Annotated in this window: 14 protein-coding genes; 7 read left to right on the top strand and 7 right to left on the bottom strand. The window is 71.1% G+C overall.

The window, feature by feature from the left end; genetic code table 11:
• The first annotated feature begins 23 nt into the window (after nt 1-23).
• The 5 genes from ACZ7LV_RS02210 to ACZ7LV_RS02190 all read left to right on the top strand — a co-directional run bounded on the left by ACZ7LV_RS02210 (nt 24) and on the right by ACZ7LV_RS02190 (nt 5,694).
• Nucleotides 24-1,181, top strand: coding sequence for an ABC transporter substrate-binding protein (locus tag ACZ7LV_RS02210; protein WP_471934886.1), 1,158 nt, complete (start codon nt 24-26; stop codon nt 1,179-1,181).
• The gene (locus tag ACZ7LV_RS02205; RefSeq protein ID WP_471934885.1) at nt 1,178-2,074 is read left to right on the top strand and encodes an ABC transporter permease; all 897 of its coding nucleotides are present in this window, start codon (nt 1,178-1,180) and stop codon (nt 2,072-2,074) included. The genes ACZ7LV_RS02210 and ACZ7LV_RS02205 overlap by 4 nt, the downstream gene beginning before the upstream one ends.
• Nucleotides 2,062-2,874 (top strand): ABC transporter permease, encoded by an 813-nt coding sequence (locus ACZ7LV_RS02200; protein WP_471934884.1) that lies wholly within the window; start codon nt 2,062-2,064, stop codon nt 2,872-2,874. The genes ACZ7LV_RS02205 and ACZ7LV_RS02200 overlap by 13 nt, the downstream gene beginning before the upstream one ends.
• 3 nt (nt 2,875-2,877) lie before the next feature.
• Complete coding sequence (locus ACZ7LV_RS02195) at nt 2,878-3,963, top strand: ABC transporter ATP-binding protein (RefSeq protein WP_471934883.1); 1,086 nt, start codon at nt 2,878-2,880, stop codon at nt 3,961-3,963.
• Between the two features lie 75 nt (nt 3,964-4,038).
• Nucleotides 4,039-5,694 carry an HAD-IA family hydrolase gene (locus ACZ7LV_RS02190; RefSeq protein ID WP_471934882.1) on the top strand — a complete coding sequence of 552 codons (1,656 nt, stop codon included), beginning with the start codon at nt 4,039-4,041 and terminating at the stop codon, nt 5,692-5,694.
• 36 nt (nt 5,695-5,730) lie between these two features.
• Here the strand turns inward: ACZ7LV_RS02190 and ACZ7LV_RS02185 are convergent, their stop codons facing one another.
• From ACZ7LV_RS02185 to ACZ7LV_RS02175, 3 genes are all read right to left on the bottom strand, one after another.
• On the bottom strand, nt 5,731-5,946 hold the full coding sequence (locus tag ACZ7LV_RS02185; RefSeq protein WP_471934881.1) for a hypothetical protein: 216 nt from the start codon (nt 5,944-5,946) through the stop codon (nt 5,731-5,733).
• A gap of 547 nt (nt 5,947-6,493) precedes the next feature.
• Nucleotides 6,494-7,030 (bottom strand): DUF2269 domain-containing protein, encoded by a 537-nt coding sequence (locus tag ACZ7LV_RS02180; protein WP_471934880.1) that lies wholly within the window; start codon nt 7,028-7,030, stop codon nt 6,494-6,496.
• Nucleotides 7,031-7,183: 153 nt separating this feature from the next.
• Complete coding sequence (locus ACZ7LV_RS02175) at nt 7,184-9,256, bottom strand: DUF1996 domain-containing protein (protein WP_471934879.1); 2,073 nt, start codon at nt 9,254-9,256, stop codon at nt 7,184-7,186.
• 207 nt (nt 9,257-9,463) lie between these two features.
• On the opposite strand from ACZ7LV_RS02175, the gene ACZ7LV_RS02170 reads away from it, so the two are divergent.
• Nucleotides 9,464-10,093 carry a glyoxalase gene (locus ACZ7LV_RS02170; RefSeq protein WP_471934878.1) on the top strand — a complete coding sequence of 210 codons (630 nt, stop codon included), beginning with the start codon at nt 9,464-9,466 and terminating at the stop codon, nt 10,091-10,093.
• A 50-nt stretch (nt 10,094-10,143) separates the two neighbouring features.
• Here ACZ7LV_RS02170 and ACZ7LV_RS02165 read toward each other — a convergent pair whose 3' ends face one another.
• Nucleotides 10,144-10,716, bottom strand: coding sequence for a TetR/AcrR family transcriptional regulator (locus ACZ7LV_RS02165; RefSeq protein ID WP_471934877.1), 573 nt, complete (start codon nt 10,714-10,716; stop codon nt 10,144-10,146).
• Between the two features lie 161 nt (nt 10,717-10,877).
• On the opposite strand from ACZ7LV_RS02165, the gene ACZ7LV_RS02160 reads away from it, so the two are divergent.
• Nucleotides 10,878-11,600, top strand: a complete 723-nt coding sequence (locus ACZ7LV_RS02160) for a hypothetical protein (protein WP_471934876.1) — start codon at nt 10,878-10,880, stop codon at nt 11,598-11,600.
• 9 nt (nt 11,601-11,609) lie between these two features.
• Here ACZ7LV_RS02160 and ACZ7LV_RS02155 read toward each other — a convergent pair whose 3' ends face one another.
• The 3 genes from ACZ7LV_RS02155 to ACZ7LV_RS02145 all read right to left on the bottom strand — a co-directional run bounded on the left by ACZ7LV_RS02155 (nt 11,610) and on the right by ACZ7LV_RS02145 (nt 20,153).
• Nucleotides 11,610-12,230, bottom strand: coding sequence for a TetR/AcrR family transcriptional regulator (locus tag ACZ7LV_RS02155; protein WP_471934875.1), 621 nt, complete (start codon nt 12,228-12,230; stop codon nt 11,610-11,612).
• 145 nt (nt 12,231-12,375) lie between these two features.
• Nucleotides 12,376-16,668: a discoidin domain-containing protein gene (locus ACZ7LV_RS02150; RefSeq protein ID WP_471934874.1), complete on the bottom strand. Its 4,293-nt coding sequence runs from the start codon at nt 16,666-16,668 to the stop codon at nt 12,376-12,378.
• Between the two features lie 113 nt (nt 16,669-16,781).
• Entirely contained in the window at nt 16,782-20,153 is a 3,372-nt protein-coding gene (locus ACZ7LV_RS02145; protein ID WP_471934873.1) for a CARDB domain-containing protein, read from the bottom strand.
• Between the last annotated feature and the right edge of the window lie 73 nt (nt 20,154-20,226).

Here is a 20,226-nt window from a genome sequence, read left to right as displayed (position 1 = left end):
TTGTGCGCACCCCTGGAGAGACCGTGTCCGTGTCCCTGCCGCGATCAGCCGTTCTCGGCGGCGCCCTCACCGTCGTCGCCGTGCTCGCCCTGAGCGCCTGTGGCGCCGCTCCCGACGACGCGTCCACCTCGGCGGACGGCAAGTCCGCCGCAACCGCCACCTCCGCCGCCGACTTCGGCGGCATGGAAAAGCTGGTCGAAGCCGCGAAGAAGGAGGGCACGCTGCACGCCATCGCGCTGCCCCGCGACTGGGCCAACTACGGCGCCCTCATCGACGCCTTCCAGAAGAAGTACGGCATCAAGATCGAGGTCGAGAACCCCGACGGCTCCAGCCAGGACGAGATCAACGCCGTCACCTCCCGCAAGGGCCAGGACCGCGCGCCGGACGTCCTCGACCTCGGCTCCTCCTTCGCCATCAGCGCCGCCCAGCAGGGCCTGCTCGCCCCGTACGAGGTGGAGGCCTTCGACGACATCCCCAAGACGCAGAAGGACGCGCAGGCCCGCTGGTACAACGACTACGGCGGCTACATCTCCATCGGCTGCGACGCCAAGCGCGTCAAGGAGTGCCCGACCACGTTCAAGGACCTCCTCAAGCCGCAGTACAAGGGCCAGGTCGCGCTGAACGGCAACCCCACCAAGTCGGGTTCGGCCTTCGGCGGCGTCTACGCGGCGGCGCTGGCGGGCGGCGGCTCGTTCGACGACATCCAGCCCGGCCTGGACTTCTTCGCCGAGCTGAAGAAGAACGGCAACTACACCCCCGTCGAGTCCACCCCGGCCACGGTCGAGAAGGGCGAGACGCCGATCAGCATCGACTGGGACTACCTCAACGCCGGTTACGCCGAGGAGTTCCAGTCCAAGGGCGTCGACTGGCAGGTCAACGTCCCGTCCGACGGCCAGTTCTCCCAGTACTACTCGCAGGCCATCAACAAGGACGCCCCGCATCCGGCGGCCGCCCGGCTGTGGCAGGAGTACCTCTACAGCACCGAGGGCCAGAACCTGTGGCTCCAGGGATACGCGCGGCCCGCGCTGATGCCCGCCATGGAGAAGGCCGGCACCCTCGACAAGACCGCCGCCGCCAAGCTGCCCGAGGTCTCCGGCACGCCGGCCTTCCCGACCGAGGAGCAGCAGAACAAGGCCAAGACCGTGCTGGCCGAGGGCTGGGCGAAGGCCGTCTCCGGATGACCGCCACGCTCACGCGCGCGGACGTGGCGCCCGTCGCTTCCCCGAAGCGGCGGCGCCACGCCCCCGGATGGCTCGCCGTCCTCCCGCTGCTCGTCTTCACCGCGATCGCGTTCGGACTGCCCGCCGTCGCCATGCTGAACGGCGCCTTCACCGTGAAGGACCTGGCGACCGGCGCGACGTCGTACACGACCGAGAACCTGTCGACCTCCCTCCAGGGCGCCTACCTCACCGCGCTCCTCGGCAGCGTCAAGCTGTCGGCGGTCACCGCCGCCCTCGGGGCCGTACTGGGACTGCCGATCGCCCAGGCAGTGGTGACCTCCCGGTTCCCCGCACTGCGCGAGGCCGTGCTGACCGCGTCCGGAGTGCTCGCCAACTTCGGCGGCGTCCCGCTCGCCTTCGCCTTCGTGGCCACCCTCGGCAACGCCGGTGTGCTGACCCGGCACCTGGGCCTGGGCGGCACGGGCTGGGACCTGTACAGCTTCTGGGGACTGGTCCTCGTCTACCTGTACTTCCTCATCCCGCTGATGGTGCTCACCATCACGCCTGCCCTCGACGGGCTGCGCGCACAGTGGCGCGAGGCCGCGCAGAACAACGGCGCCACCACGGTGCAGTACTGGCGGTACGTGGCGCTGCCGGTGCTGCTGCCGTCGCTGCTCGGCGGTCTGGTGCTGCTGTTCGGCAGCGCCTTCGCGGCGTACGCCACCGCGGCGGCCATGGTGGGCAGCTCCGTTCCCCTCGTCACCCTGCAGATCGCCGATGCCATCTCCGGCAACGTGCTCGTCGGCCAGGAGAACGTGGCTCTCGCCCTCAGCCTCGACATGGTCCTCGTCGCAGGCCTCGTCATGGCCGTGTACCTGCCCCTGCAACGCCGGAGTGCCCGATGGCTCGCCTGAACCTGTGGCGGTGGGGCGTGCTCGGCCTCGCCGGACTGTACTTCCTGGTGCCGATGGCCGCGTCCGTCGTCTTCACGGTGGACGTGCCCGGCCGGGGCATCACCTTCGACGCGTACACGCAGATCTTCTCCACGGAGGGCTTCGTCTCCAGCCTGCTGCTCTCGCTGGGACTGGCCGCCGCCACCATCGCGATCGTCCTGCTGCTGATGGTGCCCGCCATGGTCGCGCTGCGGCTCGCCGCACCCCGGCTGCGGCCGGTCGTCGAGGTGGTCTGCTCGCTGCCGCTGGTGGTCCCGCCGATCGCGTTCGTCGCGGGCATCGGGACCGTGCTGAAGTGGGGGCCCGAGCACCTGTCGCGTACGCCGCTGTTCCAGACGTTCGTCGCGATCCAGAACCCGGACTTCCCGTTCGTGCTGGTCCTGGCGTACGTCGTGATGGCCCTGCCCTTCGTCCACCGGGCACTGGACGCCGGCCTGCGCGCGGTCGACGTACCCACCCTCGTCGAGGCCGCGCGCTCCTGCGGTGCCGGCTGGCCGCAGGCCCTCGTCCGGGCCGTCCTGCCGAATCTGCGCGGCGCGCTCCTCAACGCCTCGTTCCTCACCCTCGCCCTGGTGCTCGGCGAGTTCACGGTGGCGCAACTGCTGGGCTTCCAGCCCTTCGCGGTGTGGATCGTGAACGTCAGCGGCTCCCAGGCCCAGCTCTCCGTCGCCGTGTCCGTGCTCAGTCTGCTCGTGACATGGGTCCTGCTTCTCGCGCTCGCCGGTGCCGGCGGACGCACCCGTACCGCATCCCGGGGATGAACCATGACCGCCACCACTGTTGAGAAGGCCGCCGCGACCCAGGCGGCCACTGTCGAATTCCGCGGCCTACGGCGGCAGTTCGGGCCCACCGTCGCGCTCGACGGACTCGATCTGACCGTCCGGCCCGGTGAGTTCCTGGCCCTGCTCGGCCCGTCCGGCTGCGGCAAGACCACCGCGCTGCGCATGCTCGCCGGCTTCGAGCATCCGGACTCCGGCGCGGTGCTCGTCGACGGCCGCGACGTCACCCGGATCCCGGCCCATCGCCGGGACGCCGGGATGGTCTTCCAGTCCTACAGCCTCTTCCCCCACCTCAACGCGCTCGACAACGTGGCCTTCGGACTGCGGATCGCCAAGGTCCGCACCGCCGAACGCCGGGCCCGCGCCGCCGAACTGCTGGAGCTGGTCGGACTCGCCGACAAGGGCGAACGCTTCCCGCACCAGCTGTCCGGCGGCCAGCAGCAGCGGATCGCGCTGGCCCGGGCGCTCGCGCTGCGCCCCCGGGTGCTGCTCCTGGACGAGCCGCTCTCCGCGCTCGACGCCAAGGTGCGGCTGTCGCTGCGCGAGGAGATCCGCCGGCTCCAGCAGGAACTCGGCATCACCACCCTGTTCGTCACGCACGACCAGGAGGAGGCGCTGTCCGTCGCCGACCGGGTCGCCGTGATGCGGGCCGGCCGCCTCGAACAGTGCGCCGAACCGGCCGAGTTGTACGGCCGCCCCGCGACCGCCTTCGTGGCCGAGTTCGTCGGCACGATGAGCCGGATCCCGGGGACGCTGAAGGGCACCGACGTCGAGGTGCTCGGGCAGCGGCTGCCGGTCGACGGTCCGCTGCCGGCCGGCGACGCGACGGACGTGGACGTGCTGGTACGGCCCGAGGCCGTCCGGGTGAGCGCCGACGACGGCGCGAGCGCACGCGTCGTCGCCACGGCGTTCCTCGGCGCCGTCGTCCGTATGACGGTGCGGCTCGCCGACGGCACCGAGGTGAAGGCCGACCTGGCCGCGCACGACGCGGCCGGGCTCGGTACCGGCGTCGCCGTCGGCGTGTCACTGCCGGAACGCCCCGTGCTGGTGGCCGATCGCAAGGACAGTTGACACCCCCCCCCGCAGTCGAACGTCCGCCGGTGGCCGACCACCGGTGATCGACACCAACGGAAAGAGAACACACACGTGACCCCCCACCCCCGCCTCCCCCTCCAGGCTGTCCTGTTCGACATGGACGGCACGCTCGTCGACACCGAGCGACTGTGGTGGGAGGCGGTGGAACACGTCGCCGGGCGACCGCTGACCGAAGCCGACCGGCCCGAGGTGCTGGGCCGGACGGTGGAGCACACGGCCGCATGGCTCGCCAGCGCCACCGGCCGTCCCGTCGCCGACCTGTCCTCCACCCTGCACCGGGAGTTCGCCGAGCGCGTGCGGACCGGCATCGTGCCCCGGCCCGGCGCGCTCGACCTGCTGGACGCGCTGGCGCGGGACGGCGTGCCCACCGCGCTGGTCACCGCCTCCCCACGGGCCGTCGCCGGCACCGTCCTCGACGCGCTCGGTGCCGAGCGGTTCGCGGTGGCCGTCACCGCGGACGACACCGCCGTCAGCAAGCCGGCCCCCGACCCCTATCTGGCCGCCTGTCACGCCCTCGGCGCGGAACCCGCCGCCTGCGTCGCCGTCGAGGACACCCAGACCGGTGTCACCTCCGCCGAGGCGGCCGGCTGCGCGGTGCTGGCCGTCCCGTCGCTGGCACCGATCGCGGCGGCGCCGGGACGGATCGTGCGCGAGAGCCTGGTGGGGGTGACCACCGAGGAACTGGAGGCGATGGTGGTACGGGGGCACGTCGGCGTGGCGGCGCTCCCGGACACGGGGACGGACAAGAGGACGGGCGGGACGACCGGCGGGACGGGGGGCAGGACAACCGGCGGGACGGCGGCCGCGACGGCGGTCGTGGCCCCCGCCGACGTCGCACTTCAGGCGGCGGCGACGCCGTCGGCCGAGCCGCCCACGGCGCCCACCGGAGCGCGACTGCGGGTGATGAGCTGGAATCTCTGGCTCGGCGGCGCCAGGGTCGACGACCACCGCGCCAAGCAGATCAAGGCCGTCCTCGACACCGGTGCCGACGTCGTCGGGCTCCAGGAGACCGCCGCAACCGCCGCCCGCGAACTCGCCGATGCTCTCGGCTGGCACCACCACACCGCCGGCGAGAACCTCGGCATCATCAGCCGCCACCCCGTCACGGCCCGCCACGGCGACCCCGACGTCGGCTTCTACGGAGCGACGGGTGTGCGGATCGAGGCAGGCCCCGGCCGCGAGGTGGACGTGTGGACGGCGCACCTGCACTACACGCCGTACGGGCCGTACGAGGCGGCCTTCGACGGGCTCGGCGCGGCCGCGCTGATCGCGCACGAGGAGGTCCGGCTGGCCCAGATGCGCGAGGCACTGCGGTGGATCGCGCGGGCGGGCGACGACGGCGTGCCCGTGGTGCTGGTCGGCGACTTCAACTGCCCCTCGCACCTCGACCGGCGGGACGTGCCGTGGCCGGTGACGCGCGCCGCCGAGGAGGCGGGCCTGCGCGACTCCTATCGCGAGGCGCACCCCGATCCGCTCGCCGTGCCCGGCCACACCTGGTCGCCGATCCACGCCCTGCACGAGGACGGCAGCGGCCGGCCCGAACCGCAGGACCGGATCGACTACGTCCTCCACCGGGGCCTGCGTGTCCTCGACTCACGCACGTACGTGGCCGGCACGCCACGGCTCTGGCCCGACGTGGCGCAGAACGCGTGGCCGTCGGACCACGCGGCGGTCGTCACGACCTTCGGGTGGCCCGGCACGGAGTGAGCGGCGAAGGGCGCCGGTCGATCCGCGCGCGACGCGCTACTCGGACTCGCGCTCCATGACCCGGCGGGCGGCCTCCGCCTCGGCCGCCGCCGGGGACAGCTCGTCGAGGGTGTCGAGCTCGTCGTCCGCTTCGAGCTCCCGCTCCCAGGCCGCCGCGAGACGTGTCTGTTCCGCGTCGGGCCGGGCGCCGACGGCCCTGCGGTGCTCCGGGTCCAGCGCCGCCAGGAATCGTCCGACCGAATCTGCCGGCATGCCGTGCTCCTTGTCGCCGGTGAGGGTGCCGTCGTTCCTGGCCCAGCATGGCCACCGGGGTCCGCGCCCGACGCCCGACACGGCCCGCGACCACCCTGATGGCCCTGCCACCGACGGGGGTGCCGACCGGCGGCTGTCACGGTGACGGGGGCGACTGGCCCGCCCAGTCCCGCAACAGCGCTTGCCGCATCCGCCGCCCGGGTGTCCGTTCCGAACCATGTTCACGGCCCCACGCCTGGACGGCGCCTTGGTCCGCGGCTCCCGACACGAGGCGGGCGAGCAACTCCTGCGACAGCGCCACCTCGCCCGCGCCGTACCCGCGCGCCGCGGCCGCGTACACGGTCAGTACCTCCGGCCCGGTCCCCGTCTCCCGTCGGCGGCCGGCGGCGAGCCCACATACACCGCGTCCGGAGTGACCCAGAACAGTCCGACCATCGCCACGACAGCTCCTGCTTCTCGACCGGGACGTCGTACGCGACTCCGTCTCCGAGACACCGGCGATCGGCGCCCTGTACACGGGATGAGCCTGACGAGCCGGCAGGCGGGGTCAGACCGTCTCGGTGATCCGTTCGGCGGGCCGCGGTCCGCGCCCGGCCGTCCGGAGCCTGCGGCCCCGGCGGGTCGGTCCCCAGGGCTTGAGGATCGAGATGACCGTCATGAACACATAGGCGGACAGGGACACCACGGGCCCCATGAGGACGTCACCGGCGTCCGGCAGTCCTTCACCGGCCGTCACGGAGGCGACCGCGGCGTTCACCCCGGGGCGCAGGGCGAAGGCTGTGGCGGTGGTCGTGGCCAGGGTCAACCAGAACTTCGTGTACACCCAGCGATGCCTGGCCAGGCCCCATTGCGTGCCGAGGGACAGCAGCAGACCGCCGGCGAGGGTGAGGAACGCGAGGGGCAGCAGGAGCCGGTCGGCGAAGAGCTTCATGGCGCGGACGGACGCCTCGACCGTCTCCGCCGAGCCGGAGCCGGCCGCGGTGAGGCCGAGCGCGAGCAGCCCGAGCGTGAGCCCGAGCCAGCTCGCGGAGGCGACGACATGCGTGACGAGAAGGACCCGGCGTGCGGGGCGACTGAGTTTCACCCACCCACCGTGCCGCCCCTCGGGTGCGCGAGGCATCTGACGGCGGGAGTAGGTGGGCGTACTGGCCTCGGCGTACGCGGGGCCGTGCGGGACGACGAGAGCCCGGGTTCGCGAAGAACCCGGGCTCTCGTCGTCGACTGCGGTCCGCCGACGCTACACCTGGCGGCGCCGGGTGCGTACCAGCAGGAGTCCGCCGGCGATCAGGAGAGCGGAGCCGGCCGCCGCGGGCCACAGGCGCGCGCCCGTCTCGGCGAGTCCGCCCTGGTTCCCCTGCGGAGCGGCGACCTGCTGCCCGGTCGACGTCCCGGTGCCGGAGCCGCCCGCCCCGGCGTCAGCGACGGGCGCCCGCGAAGTGGCGGCCGGCAGGGGGGCGTTCGGGGTGCCCGCGGCCTTGGGCTCGACGGGACGCTGTGTGTTCGTCGCCGGGGCGTCGTCCGCCGGCGCCGACTCGTCGTCGGGGACGTCGCCGGGCTCGGCAGCGCCGCCGGAACCCTTGCCGGGCTCGTCCACACCACCGTCGTCACCGGGGTCACCGGGCTGCTCGGCACCACCGTCACCGGGGTCACCAGGCTGCTCGCCACCACCGTCACCGGGGTCACCAGGCTGCTCGCCACCACCGTCACCGGGGTCACCAGGCTGCTCGCCACCACCGTCACCGGGGTCACCAGGCTGCTCGCCACCACCGTCACCCGGCTCCTCTGCGCCGCCGTCGCCGCCGTCGCCGGCACCGTCGCCGCACTCGCGTCCCTCGTTGATGCAGTCGACCATCTCCCCCATCAGGTCCTCGTCGAAGACGTTGATGAAGTCGCCGTGGTCGGTGACCGGCTTGTGGAGCTGCTCCGGGAAGGAGTCCACCGCGAACAGGGGCGTCGTACTGCCGCCGTCGTTCAGACTCGGCGCGTCGACGTCGTAGACGATCCGCTGCACCAGCTGCGGGATCGCGCGGAAGCCGGAGGGGCAGTTGCCCGAGGCGTCGGCGAAGGCCACGTGCGTGCGGTGGTTGGCGCTGTCGATGTTGGAGCCGTCCCAGCAGCTCTGGAAGCGGAAGGTGCGCACCACGTCGCTGCCCGACGGGCAGAGCGGGTACTTGTCCTTCAGCTGCCGGTCCTCGAAGCCGGTGCAGCTCCACGAGGCGTTCGCGTTGCCGGGGCCGTTGACGAACGCCTTGGCGTCGCCGGTGATGATGCGCAGCAGCCGCGGCATCGCGGTGACCTCACCGAGCGGGCTGCCCTCGAACGTCAGCGTGACCTCCTTCGGCGTCACGATCTCGCCGGCGTTGCCCTCCACCCCGCCGCCGGGCGACTGGGCGTCCTGCTCCTGCGTGCCGTTCTGCAGCCGCAGCACGGGCCAGTAGTACGACGACTTGTCACCCTGGTCCGCACAGCTGGTGTCGGCCGCCGCGAGGTCTTCGTCGCTCGCGAACGCGTCGTTGGACTGGTTGCCGATGTAGTCGTGGAAGTGGTGCGCCCCGTTGGTGACACCGGGGGCGACGATCACGTTGTCCGAGTTGAACAGGCCACCGGCGTTGACACCGCAGCTGGTCGTGAAGGTGCCGCGCGAAGCGGCCTCCGACTGGGGCGGAGCGGCCACGTTGGGCTGGACGGAGGCGATGTCCGCGTAGTCCGCGGCGACGGGTCCGTTGCCGCCCTGGCCGCCGATGCCGCCCTGTCCTTCGCCGGCCTGATCGCCGCCTTCGGCCTGACCGCCCTCGCCGGTCTGACCCTCACCCTCGCCCTCGGAGCCGTCACCGGCCCCTTCCTCGCCGGTGCCCTCCTGCGCGCCCTCTGCCTCCAGCAGGGTGCACGCCGCCAGGGCCTCCAGCCCTTCCGGTCGCTCGCCCGCGCTCTCCAGGGCGGCCGCGATGCGCTGGATCGTGGCGCCGCGCTCGTCCGTCAGCGGCTTCACCACCGCTTCCTGCGCCGACTCGACGGGCTGCTGCTGGAGTTGCTGATAGGCCTCGGCGATCTGCTGGTCGAGCAGGGCGAGTTCCTTGTCGACCTCCGCCCGTGCCGCCTCCGGCACCTCGGTCAGCCGCTCGCCCACGTCGGGGCAGTCGATCGTGGCGGCGCCCCACGCGCTCTTGGTGTCACCGACGTTGTCGCCGCCGTCGGTGGCGGAGGCGTACACGTTCACACCGACCAGTGCTCCGCCGCCGAGCATCAGCGCGACGGCTGCGAATGTCGCGCGTCGCGCGCCGGTTGGGCGTCTGCGCGTGTTGCGTCCCACGGTTGTACTCCTACGCGTTGGTCGACCCGGGCATGAGTTCCCCCGGGTGCCATACGGGAGGCGGGGCCGGTGTGTTCAATCGGCTCACAAATTCGCAGGAGTCTCGTAAGGCGCTCGCGGTGCTCGCGGAGCCGGCACGCAGGACCCGACAGGACCGGTCAGGAATCGAGAAGCCTCGGCGATGCCGCGGCCCCTAGCGTGAAGGGCATGGCACTCACCGCATCCACCACGTCCCTCGCCTCCGTCACCCTCGAGGTGGCCGACCCCGAGGCCGCCCGTCGCTTCTACGCCGCCTTCGGAGTGGACACGCACATCCGCCTGCGGGCGTCCGACGCGCACTCCACCGGCTTCCGCGGCTTCACCCTGGCGCTCACGGTGTCCCGGCCGGCCACCGTCGACAGCTTCCTCGGCGCCGCGGTCGAGGCCGGCGCCACGGTGCTCAAGCCCGCCGCGAGGTCGCTGTGGGGGTACGGCGGTGTCGTCCAGGCACCGGACGGCACGATCTGGAAGGCCGCGACCCCGGCGAAGAAGGACGCGGGGCCGGCCACCCGGGAGATCGACGAGGTCGTCCTCCTGCTCGGCGTCGAGGACGTGAAGGCCGGCAAGCAGTTCTACGTCGACCGGGGCCTGACCGTGGCAAGGAGCTTCGGCGGCAAGTACGCCGAGTTCGCCACCGACGGGTCCGGTCCCGTGAAGCTGGCGCTGTACAAGCGCCGCGGCCTGGCCAAGGATCTCGGCGTCCCGGCCGAGGGCACCGGCTCGCACCGCGTCGTCCTCGGCGGCTCGGCCGGCTCCTTCACCGACCCGGACGGCTTCGCCTGGGAGGCCGCGGCCTGAGGGACGCCACCTGGCAGGAGCGGGCCGGAAACGGGCCATGCCTGCGCCGTTCAGCGCAGCAGTACGCCGAAGACGACGGTGAAGAAGGTCTCGAAGGCCCGTGCCGAGCGGTCGGCCCGGGCGGAGATCAGGGCGCCCTCCCAGGCGTTCAGCACGAAGCGCGCCAGGGTCGCCGCGTCCAGGGTCTTCGCCACGTCGCCCGCCTTCTGGGCGTCGGCGACGGCGACGGCGAGCGCGTCGGTCCACGCCTTCAGGCTCCGGCTGGTCGTATCGCGCAGCGCGTCGCTGTGATCGGCGACCTCGACGGCGAGGTCGCCCACCAGGCAGCCCCTGTGGAACTCCGCCTGGACGTTCTCGTCGCGCAGGAACTCGAAGTGTTCCCGCAGCCGGGTCAGGGGCGCGACCGAGGTGTCACGGAGATCTTCGAGCCGTCGGGTCGTGCCGTACCGTTCCAGGGCCACGACGGCCAGGGCTTCCTTGCTGTCGAAGTGGTTGTAGAACGAACCCTTCGGTGCGCCCGCGGCGTCGGTGATGTCCTTCACGCCCGTCGCCGCGTAGCCACGGGCGTGGAACTCCTGCACCGCCGCGGCGACGAGGTTCTCCCGCAGGCTCGCTCTGGGCATCGCTGCCTCCCTGTTTCGAGACGATCGGTCGTTTTGAAGCATAGCAAGGAACAGACGCTATCTGCTGGGCAGCACCTGTCTGACTTGCTTCGTTTAAGACGACCGGTCATTATCGATGGGTGCACAGGAGTTCCCCGCCTATCGACCAGAAGGACCCAGTGATGAGTGATCTCGCGGCCCATGTCATCGACGCGCACGGCGGCCTCGACCGCTTCCGGCGGTACGAGTCGGTCACGGTCGGCTTCCGCTCCGGCGGCGCGCTGTGGGGCCTGAAAGGCCGGGAGGGAATCCTCTCGCAGGCCACGGTCCGCGTGGATCTCCACCGGCAGCACGCCAGTCATCACCCCTTCACCGCCCCCGACCTGCGCACCTCCTTCACCGCCGACCGGGTGGCCGTGGTGAACGACCAGGGTGAGGTGCAGGCCGAGCGACGGGCACCCCGGCAGGCGTTCGAGGATCACACTCTCGCGACCCCGTGGGACGACCTGCACGTGGCCTACTTCGCCGGCTACGCGATGTGGACCTACCTGACCTCGCCGTTCAGCTTCGTCTCCCCCGGCTTCCGCACCGAGGAGCTGCCTCCCCTCACTACGGAGGAGGGCGAGAGGTGGAGCCGGCTCAAGGTCACCTTCCCGGACGAGATCGCCACGCACAGCCGCGAGCAGCTCTTCCACTTCGGTGAGGACGGCCTGCTCCGCAGGCACGACTACACCGCGGAGGTCATCAACGCCGGTCCGGCGGCGCACTTCACCTTCGGCCACGAGGATTTCGGCGGCATCATGGTCCCCACCCGGCGACGGGTGCACCCGCTGAACGAGGACGGGTCGGTCTCGCGCGACATCGAACTCGTCACCATCGACATCGACGACGTCACGTTCGCGTGAGCCGCGCCGTCAGACGGCGGCCGCGTTCCCCTCGACGGCACGCGCTCCCAGGAGGGCCAGGGCGTTGTTCCACAGCGCGTCGAGCCCTGCGGTGTTGTTGTACAGCTTGGCGAAGAGCACCTGGCCCTCCAGCTGCGCGACCACGGAACGAGCGGCGTCGCGGGTGTCGGTGACCTGCACGTCCCCGCGCTCCGAGGCCGCGCGGATCACCTCGTCGATCATGTCCACCTGGGCGTCGAAGATCTGCTGCAGACGGTCGCGGATCGCCTCGGTCTGGTTGCTCATCTCCAGCGTCAGGTTGCCGAACATGCACCCGGACACGGAGCCGCACGACGCCTTGCCGGCGTTCTGGGCCGCCGTGGTCTCCTCGAAGAGCTGCCGGAGCCGCTGCAGGGGCTCCTGGCCACCGCCGAGCACGCGGTCCCAGTCGCGCCGCTGCGCCGTCCAGTGCTCGTCGATCACGGCCAGGGCCAGGGCTTCCTTGGACTCGAAGAAGTAGTAGAAACTGCCCTTCGGCACCCCGGCCGCCTTGCAGATCTCCGCCACACCGAGGGCCGAGTAGCCGCGCAGCTCGATCAGAGACTGGGCAGCGGTGAGGATCTTGTCCCGGGCATCGCTCGTTCGTCCCATGCCGCGAGTGTACGACCGTTCGCCCGGAAGTAGGCAACCGGTCCACTATGGGGCAGGCCACTTTCACGGGAGCGGCGCCCGCCGCTGGGTGCGGCGGGCGCCGGTCGTGGCAGTAAACCTGATCTTCAGAGCGCGAAGCTGCAGGTCAGCAGGGGTTGATGGTGAGTTTGAAGGTCGTCGTGCTGTTGCGGATGTTCTCCGCGTTGTTGCTCATCCGCAGGCAGTTGAACGTCGCCTCACCGACCGCAGGCCCCTGTCCGGGCTCGGGCATCTCGTTGACCCAGATGCCCATGCCGGACTTGGCGTCCCAGGCGTCCCCGCTCTTGCGGGCGCCGGTGATGGAGATGTCGTTGAAGACGGTGTCCTTCACCGGGTTCTCCGGCCGGCCGGCGCCGTCGTACTTCGTCTGGAACATGATCCCGCTGTAGGTGGGATCGACGATGTCGACGTCGTTGACGCGAATGCCCTGGAAGACCTTGGAGGCGGAGAAGAGCCACATGCCGCCGAAGGTCTGGTTGCCCCAGAAGTGGCCGCCCGCCCGGACGATCGAGATGTTCTCGAAGGTCGTCGGCCCGGTCCCGAAGCCGTTCATCGGGTAGCCGAAGTCCAGCGAGGAGATCGTGATGCCGGAGTAGACGAGGGTGTCGGCGATGTGGATGTTGCGGAAGGTGTTGTCGTAGCCGCCGTAGACGGCCACGCCCGCCGCCCGCCAGGTCAGGGTGGAGCTCAGGTTCTCGTAGACGTTGTTCTTCATGTCCGCGCCGCCCGCGTCGATGGCGGAGAACAGCGCGAAGCTGTCGTCACCGGTCGCGCGCGCGTCGTTGTTGCTGACGAGGTTGTCCGTCGACCCGTTGGTCATGTTGATGCCGTCGGCGAACATGTTGCGGATCCGGGAGTTCTTGATGGTGATCCGGTCCGTGTTGGCGCCCCAGTAGAGGCAGACCATGTGCTCGTTCCAGATGTCGTCGATGACGATGTCCGACACGTTCGCGAAGTCGAAGACCTTGCCCGGTCCGTCGATGCGCGAGGTGTAGTTGCCGAAGTAGGCGAAGCCCTTGAACAGCGAGCCCTTGGCGGCCGCCTCGGCACGGAAGCCCACGTCGGTGTTGTCCTGGGTGGAGGGCGCGTGGAAGCGCGTGTACCAGGGCCCGGCGCCGACGACCTGCACCGCCTTGCCGTACACCTGGAACTTGCTCGACGTCTGGTAGTCGCCGGGCGGCAGGTAGACACCGACGAGCTTGCCGGTGGTGTCCATCCGGACCCGGTCGAGCGCGTTCTGCACGTCCTGGTGCGTGAAGCCGGCGGGCACCGTGTAGGTGGCCGGGTCCGGGTTGGCGACCGGGGCGACCCGCTCCAGGCTGACGAAGTCGATCGCGTAGTGACCGGCGGTGTTGGCCGCGTCCTTCTGCAGCCGGATCTTGGCTCCCGCGGGGACGGTCTCGGCGAACATCATGTGCGCCTCGTCGTAGATGTGCCGGGGCGCTCCCGATCCGGGCGAGTTTCCGGGCGAGGCCTCCGCTCCGTACAGCCAGGCGTACTTCGAGGTCAGCGGCAGTGCCTTCTTGAAGACGCCGTCGACGTACACGTTGAGGGTGGAGTCGATGCCGCCTCCCCCGGGGGCGTCCGGGATCGAGAACCGGGTGACCAGGGTGTTGGTGGCGGCCCGGGTGGTGAACTCGACGTACTCGCCCGTCGCGTCCAGGTTCACCGCCTTGCGCCCGGAGGCCTCGCCGGCCATGTCGCCGACGGTGCGGTTGGGTCCGACGACGGTGGCGCCGCCGCCGGCCGTGCCGTCCTCCGCCTCCTGGTTGGTGTACGGCATGTTCGCGCCGCGGCCGACGAACAAGGGCTGTGTGGAGGTGTTGTTGGCACGCTTGACCGGCAGCTCGTTGGCGTCGTCGGCCAGGACCGTCCGCACCGTGTACGAGCCGTTGGCCGCCGTCCACGGACCGAGGTTCACCTCGGCCGAGGCGCCCGCGGCGAGGGTGCCGGTGTGGGCGCCGGTCAGAGTCCTGACCGTCTGGCCCTGACCGTCGAGCAGGGTGAGCGTCACGCCGTGGCTGCCGGACGCGCTCGGCTCGTTGCCCTGGTTCCTCATCGTCACCTTGAAGTTGACGGTGTCACCGGCCGCCGGGCTGGACGGCGTGGTCGTCACCGAGGAGGCCACGAGGTCCGAGCTGGCCACGGGCCTGACCACGAGGGGGGTGGAGCGGGTGTGGGTGTTGTTGGTCTCGTTCTGCTCGATGACCGTGTTCGCCTCGTCGGCGACGGCGCTCAGCTCGTACGAGCCGGCGTCGCGGGCCCCGACGGAGGCGCTGACCGTGGTCTGGGCGCCCGCCGCCAGGGCGCCGACCTGCGCGGTCGCGACCTGGGTGCCGCCGAGGCGCAGCGCGACCCGGCTCGCGGCGGCCGCCGCCGGACCGTCGTTGCGGACGGTGGCCGACACGGTGATCTCGTCCGACTCGACAGGTGAGGCGGGCGAGGTGGTGAGGTTCGTGACCACGAGGTCCGGGTTGGGCGCGGGGACGCCGATGACCTGGAACTCGGCGACCTGACCGGCCGGGGCACCGGAGTTGGCGGTGAACTTCAGCTGGACGTCGGCCACGCGGGCGGTGACCGGGACGGTGACCGTGTTGCCGTTCGCCGGGTCGAAGGTGTAGCTCCTGGCGGCGACGAGGCCGGTGAAGCCGGTGGCGCTCTGCGTCCGGCCAAGGACTTCGACGGTCTGGGAGCGGGTGCCCCACGCGCTGTCCGGGTTCAGCTTGAGCACGAGCCGGTCGACGTCGGCGTTGGCCCCCAGCTTGACGGTGAGGGTGTTCGGGTAGCTGCCGCCCGCGCCCTCCCAGTAGGTCGCCGTGTTGTTGTCGTTGGCGTTCGTGGCGACGAAGGTGTGCACCGTGGAGGAGGCCTCGATCGGCTTGCCGACGGCGAGGTTCGAGCCGGTTCCGCTGCCGTTGCGGGTGACGCCGTTGCTGTTGCCCGACTGGTTGCCGGCGGCGTCCTTGGCACGGACGTGGTAGGTGACGGTGCTCGTCGGCGGCTGGTTGTCGGTGAAGGTGGTGACGTTGCCGGCCACGCTGTCGCGCAGGACGTTGTTGGCGTAGATGTCGTAACCGGTGACGCCCACGTTGTCGCTGGAGGCGCTCCAGGTGAGCCTGATCTGCCCGCTCGCCGGCTCGGTGAACGCCAGGTTCGCCGGGGCGGTCGGGGCCTGGGTGTCACCGGAGTCGCCGAGACGGGTCACGGTGTTGCTGTCGCCCGACTGGTTGCCGGCGGCGTCCTTGGCGCGGACGCGGTAGGAGACCGTCTGGTTCGCGGGACGGCTGTCGGTGAACGTCGTGACGTTGCCGGCGACGGAGGTCAGCAGGGAGCCGTTGGCGTAGATGTCGTAGCCGGTGACGCCGACGTTGTCGGTGGCGGCGTTCCAGGTCAGCCTGATCTGTCCACTCGCGGGCTCGGTGAAGGCCAGGTTCGCGGGGGCGGTCGGCGCCTGGGTGTCACCGCCGGCCGGGCCGTAGATCTCCAGTTCGGACAGCTGGGCCGCCGGCTGGACGGAGTTGGCGGTCACCAGGACGCGGACGTGCCGGGTGGTGGCGGAGTCGAGGGTGATCGTGACGGTGTTGTCGTTCGCCGCGTTGAAGGTGTGCGCCTGGGAGGCCGACAGGTCGGTGTAGGACGTGCCGTTGGTGCTGCCCTGGATCTTCAGGGTCTGGCTGCGCGCGCCCCAGCCGGCCGGCAGTTTCAGCACGACGCGGTTCACGGCCACGGAGGCGCCGAGGTCGGCCTCGATCCACTGCGGAAGGGCGTTGTTGGCGCTCTCCCAATAGGTGGCCCGGTTGCCGTCGTTGGCATTGGGGGCCGCGTACACCTCGGTGTGGCTGCTCGCCTTCAGGGTCTTGCCGGCCGCGAGGTTCGCCGAGGATCCGTCGGCCGCGTGCACCTCCAGTTCGGACAGCTGCGCCGCCTGCCAGCCGGTGTTGGCGCTGATGGCGATGCGCACGTAGCGGGTCTGGGTGGCCGGGAAGGAGACGGTCACCGCGTTTCCGGAACCGGGGCTGAAGGTGTAGGCGGCGGAGCTCTTGAGAGTGGTGAAGCTGGTGCCGTCGGCGCTGCCCTGCACGGACAGGGTCTGGGTACGGCTCTCCCAGCCCGCGGGCAGCTTCAGGACGACCTCGTCGACGCGCTCGGCGGTGCCGAGGTCGGCCTGCACCCACTGCGGCAGGGTCGTGCCCGCGCTCTCCCAGTACGAGCCCTGGTTGCCGTCGGTGATGTTCACGGCGCCGTAGGCTCCGCCCGCACTGCTCGCCGACGCGCTGTCGCCGAGCGCGATGTTGGGGCCGCCCGCCGCTCGGGCGGTCATCAAGGGACCGCCGATCGCCAGCAGGCTCGTCGCGACCAGGGCGCTCAGGCACCGTGATCTCCAGGTGGGGGTACTCATCAGTCCTCGCATTTCGGGCTCGCACGCCGGGTGCGAGTCACGGCTCGGGGATGGTGTCCGGATCTGACGCGCGGCGGCCCGCGAGGGGCGGGCCGCCGCACCGGTGCGGTGGATCAGTTGCGGTTGATGACGAACTGCGAGCCCGGCTCGACGCAGACGTCGCTCTCCGCCGAGTTGGTGATCGTCACGTCCGTCAGGGTCGCGCTGCCCCGGGCCCCGCCCATCGCGAGGACACCGCAGCCGTTCACGGACTTGTCGATGCGGACGTTGCTGATCTTCACGTTCGGCATCGCGCCGCCACCCGTCTTGAACTGGATGCCGTCGTAGGTCGAGTCGTGGATCTCGGTGTCACGGATGGTGACGCCGGGGATGTCCGGTCCCTGCGCGAAGAGCGTGATGGCGCCGAACTCCTGGGCCTCGCCCCAGAACGCCCCGCCCGTGCGGTGCAGCGTGTTGTTGGCTATGAGGGTCTGCCCGGAGAAGGGCAGCGGGTCGTGGTCGGTCGCCAGCATGATCCCCGGGTAGTTCATGGTGTCCGCGACGACGTTGTTCTCGATCGTGTTGCCGTAGCCGCCGTAGACGGCGATGCCGTTGGCCCGCCAGGGCAACTGGATCGTGTTGTTGCGGAAGTGGTTGTCGTGGCCGATGTCCACCGACGTGTCCTTGACGTACTTGCTCGCCCAGACGGCCAGGGCGTCGTCGCCGGTGTTGCGGAACGAGGAGTTGTGGACCGTCGAGTTGCGGGTGCCGTTGGCGAAGTTGATGCCGTCGGCGTAGGTGTTGCGGATCCGCATCCCGGTGAACTCCAGGCCGTCGCCCGGACCCCACAGCTCGGGGATGTTGGAGTAGTCCCGTCCTGCCCAGACGCCGACGTTGGCGTGCTCGATCCAGACGTTGCTGATCTTGGTGTTCTTGCCGAACCGGCCGTTGAGGCCGACGCCGCCCTCGGCGTTGCCGTCACCGCCGCGGATGGTCCCGGAGCCGAAGATCGCGATGTCGGAGATCTGGGTGTTCTCGTCGATGTCGAAGCCGAAGTTGCCCTCGTGCGGGTGGTTGATGCCGCCCGCCTGGTGGGGCGGGGTCAGGGTGTACAGCTGGGAGTGCCACATGCCGGCGCCGCGGAGGGTCACGTCACGGATGCCGACCTGGTTGTGGGTGCCGCGGTCGAGCGGGTCGTCGGTGAGGATCTTCTGCTCCTGGCGCCACTGACCGGCCGGGATCCACACGCAGGCGATCTCGCCCTTCTGGTCGGCGGTCACGGCGCGCTGGATCGCGTCGGTGTCGTCGATGCCGTCGTTGGGGACGGCGCCGTACTCGGTGATCGAGCTGCACGCGGCCGGCTTGGCGGCCGGGGGCGCGACCTGCTCCAGGTCGATCAGGTCGATGACGTAGAAGTCGGCGGTGTCGCCCGCGTCCCGCTGCAGACGGAACTTGGTGCCGGCCGGGTACGACTGGCTCAGCAGGGCGTTCGACTCGTCGAAGAGGCGCCGGGCGTCGCCGCCGGGCCGGTTGGTCAGACCCTCCGGGTCGTCGGTGGAGCCGTAGAGCCAGCTGTGCTTGGAGGACAGCGTCAGCTTGCGCACGAAGGTGCCGTCGGCGTAGAGGCTGAGGGTCGCCTCGCGGCCGCCGCCGGCCGCGGCGTCGGGGATGGAGTTGCGTACGACGACGGAGTTGGCGGCGTTCGTGGAGGTGAACTCCACGTGGTCACCGGTGCTGTTGAGGCGGACCGACTGGCGGCCGGAGGACTCGGTGGCGAAGTTGGTGTGCCCGAAGGTGCGCTTCTTGTCGGCGGTGAGCAGCGTTCCGCTGTAGCGGGCGTCCTCGGCCTCGTACTCGGTGTACGGGACCGCGGCTCCGCGCCCGACGACGATGGAGCGCGCGAAGACGTTGTTGTTCTCGTCGGTCTCGGCGACCGTTCCGGTGGCGTCGGCCGTCGCGGTCAGGGTCGCGGCGCCGTTCGTGGCCGTCCAGGTGCCGCCGATCGCGACGGTGGCCGTCTGCCCGGCGGCGATCGCTCCGGTGGTCCCCTGCAGGGTGGTGCCACCGACGGTGAGGCGGGTGACGGTGCCGGCGGGGACGGCGCTGGTGCCGCGGTTGTTGACCGCCACGGTGAAGGAGACGGGCGCGCCGGCCGCGGGCGCCGCGGGGTTGGTGGTGATGCCGGTGACCCGCAGGTCGGGGCCGGGGCTCTGGGAGACCGTCAGCTTCGTGGCCGCGGTGCGGCTGTTGTTGGTGTTGTCGAGTTCCGTGACGGTGTCCGTCGGGTCGACGGCGGCCGAGACGGTGTACGCGCCCATGGGGCGCCGGCCGACGGGGACACCGACGGTGGTGGAGGCGCCGGCGGCGAGCGCGGCGACCGGGGCGGATCCGGCGACGGCGCCCTCGACGCTGACGTTGACGGTCGTCGCGGGGGCGGGTGCGGTGCCGGTGTTGCGCACGGTGGCGCGGACCGTCACGTCGTCGGCCTCGCTCGGCGAGGCCGGGGTCCATGTCAGGTCGCCGACGACGAGGTCCGGCTGGGGCGTGGCCTTGCCGAGGACCTGGAACTCGGCGACCTGGGCGCCGGGGGCTCCGGTGTTGGAGGAGAACGTGAGCCGGACGTCGGCGACGCGGCCGGTGACCGGGATGACGACGGAGTTCTGTCCGGAGGACGGGCTGAAGGCGTAGGTGGCGCGGGCCTTGAGGGTGGTGAAGCCGGAGGCGCCGTCCGCCCGGCCGAGGACCTCCAGGGACTGGGTCCTGGCTCCCCAGATCTGGTCCGGGTTCAGCTTGACGGCCACGGCCTCGACGTCCGCGTCGGAGCCGAGCTTCACCGTCAGGCCGGCCGGGAAGCCCGCCGACTCCCAATAGGTGCCGGTGTTGTCGTCGTTGGCGTTCGAGGCCACGTAGTTCTGCGTGGTGGAGGTGGCCTCGATCGGCTTGTTGCGTGCCAGGTTCGTTCCCTCGACCGGCGGGTCGACCGGGCCGGAGTCGTCCTCGCCGTATACCTCCAGCTCCGACAACTGGGCGGCGTTCCAGCCCGAGTTGGCCGACACCTGCACCCGGACGTACCGCGCGGTGGCGGTGGGGAGGTCGATGTTCGCGGTGTTGGCAGCGGACGGGGTGAAGGAACGCGCCTGTCCGGCGGCGAGGGTGCTGAAGGAGTTTCCGTCGGTGCTGCCGAGGACGGCGAGCGTCTGGGAGCGCGCCTCCCAGCCGGTGGGCAGCTTCAACGCGACGCGGTCGAGGGGCAGGGGGGCGCCTAAGTCGACCTGCACCCACTGCGGGAAGGAGCCGGTCGGTCCCTCCCAGTACGACTGCTGGCTTCCGTCGGTGACGTTGGCCGCCGGGTAGGCGCCGTGCGCTCCCTGGGCCGTCGCCGCTCTGCCGAGGGCGAGATTGGTCTCCGCCGCGGCGTGCGCGGGGGCGGGCAGCAGCCCGACGGTGATCAGGCCCGCTGTCAGCAGACCGACCCCCAGTCGCCTGCTCGGATGTGTCCGTCTCATGGTGGCCTCTCCACGATCCGGGCGCAGCGCATGACCTCTCGCCCTCCCCCGGGCTCGGATGCGACCGCGCGCA

The sequence above is a fragment of the Streptomyces sp. NPDC107562 genome, from assembly GCF_055657325.1.
The sequence above is the reverse complement of the archived record's forward strand: the minus strand, read 5'-3'. Positions and strand labels throughout refer to the sequence as shown.

Bases quoted from the DNA above. Each gene is read 5' to 3' on its own strand.
- ACZ7LV_RS02155 (WP_471934875.1), bottom strand. From the start codon at position 12,230: ATGGGACGAACGAGCGATGCCCGGGACAAGATCCTCACCGCTGCCCAG.
- ACZ7LV_RS02195 (WP_471934883.1), top strand. From the start codon at position 2,878: ATGACCGCCACCACTGTTGAGAAGGCCGCCGCGACCCAGGCGGCCACT.
- ACZ7LV_RS02160 (WP_471934876.1), top strand. From the start codon at position 10,878: ATGAGTGATCTCGCGGCCCATGTCATCGACGCGCACGGCGGCCTCGAC.
- ACZ7LV_RS02170 (WP_471934878.1), top strand. From the start codon at position 9,464: ATGGCACTCACCGCATCCACCACGTCCCTCGCCTCCGTCACCCTCGAG.
- ACZ7LV_RS02200 (WP_471934884.1), top strand. From the start codon at position 2,062: ATGGCTCGCCTGAACCTGTGGCGGTGGGGCGTGCTCGGCCTCGCCGGA.
- ACZ7LV_RS02185 (WP_471934881.1), bottom strand. From the start codon at position 5,946: ATGCCGGCAGATTCGGTCGGACGATTCCTGGCGGCGCTGGACCCGGAG.
- ACZ7LV_RS02145 (WP_471934873.1), bottom strand. From the start codon at position 20,153: ATGAGACGGACACATCCGAGCAGGCGACTGGGGGTCGGTCTGCTGACA.
- ACZ7LV_RS02205 (WP_471934885.1), top strand. From the start codon at position 1,178: ATGACCGCCACGCTCACGCGCGCGGACGTGGCGCCCGTCGCTTCCCCG.
- ACZ7LV_RS02150 (WP_471934874.1), bottom strand. From the start codon at position 16,668: ATGAGTACCCCCACCTGGAGATCACGGTGCCTGAGCGCCCTGGTCGCG.
- ACZ7LV_RS02165 (WP_471934877.1), bottom strand. From the start codon at position 10,716: ATGCCCAGAGCGAGCCTGCGGGAGAACCTCGTCGCCGCGGCGGTGCAG.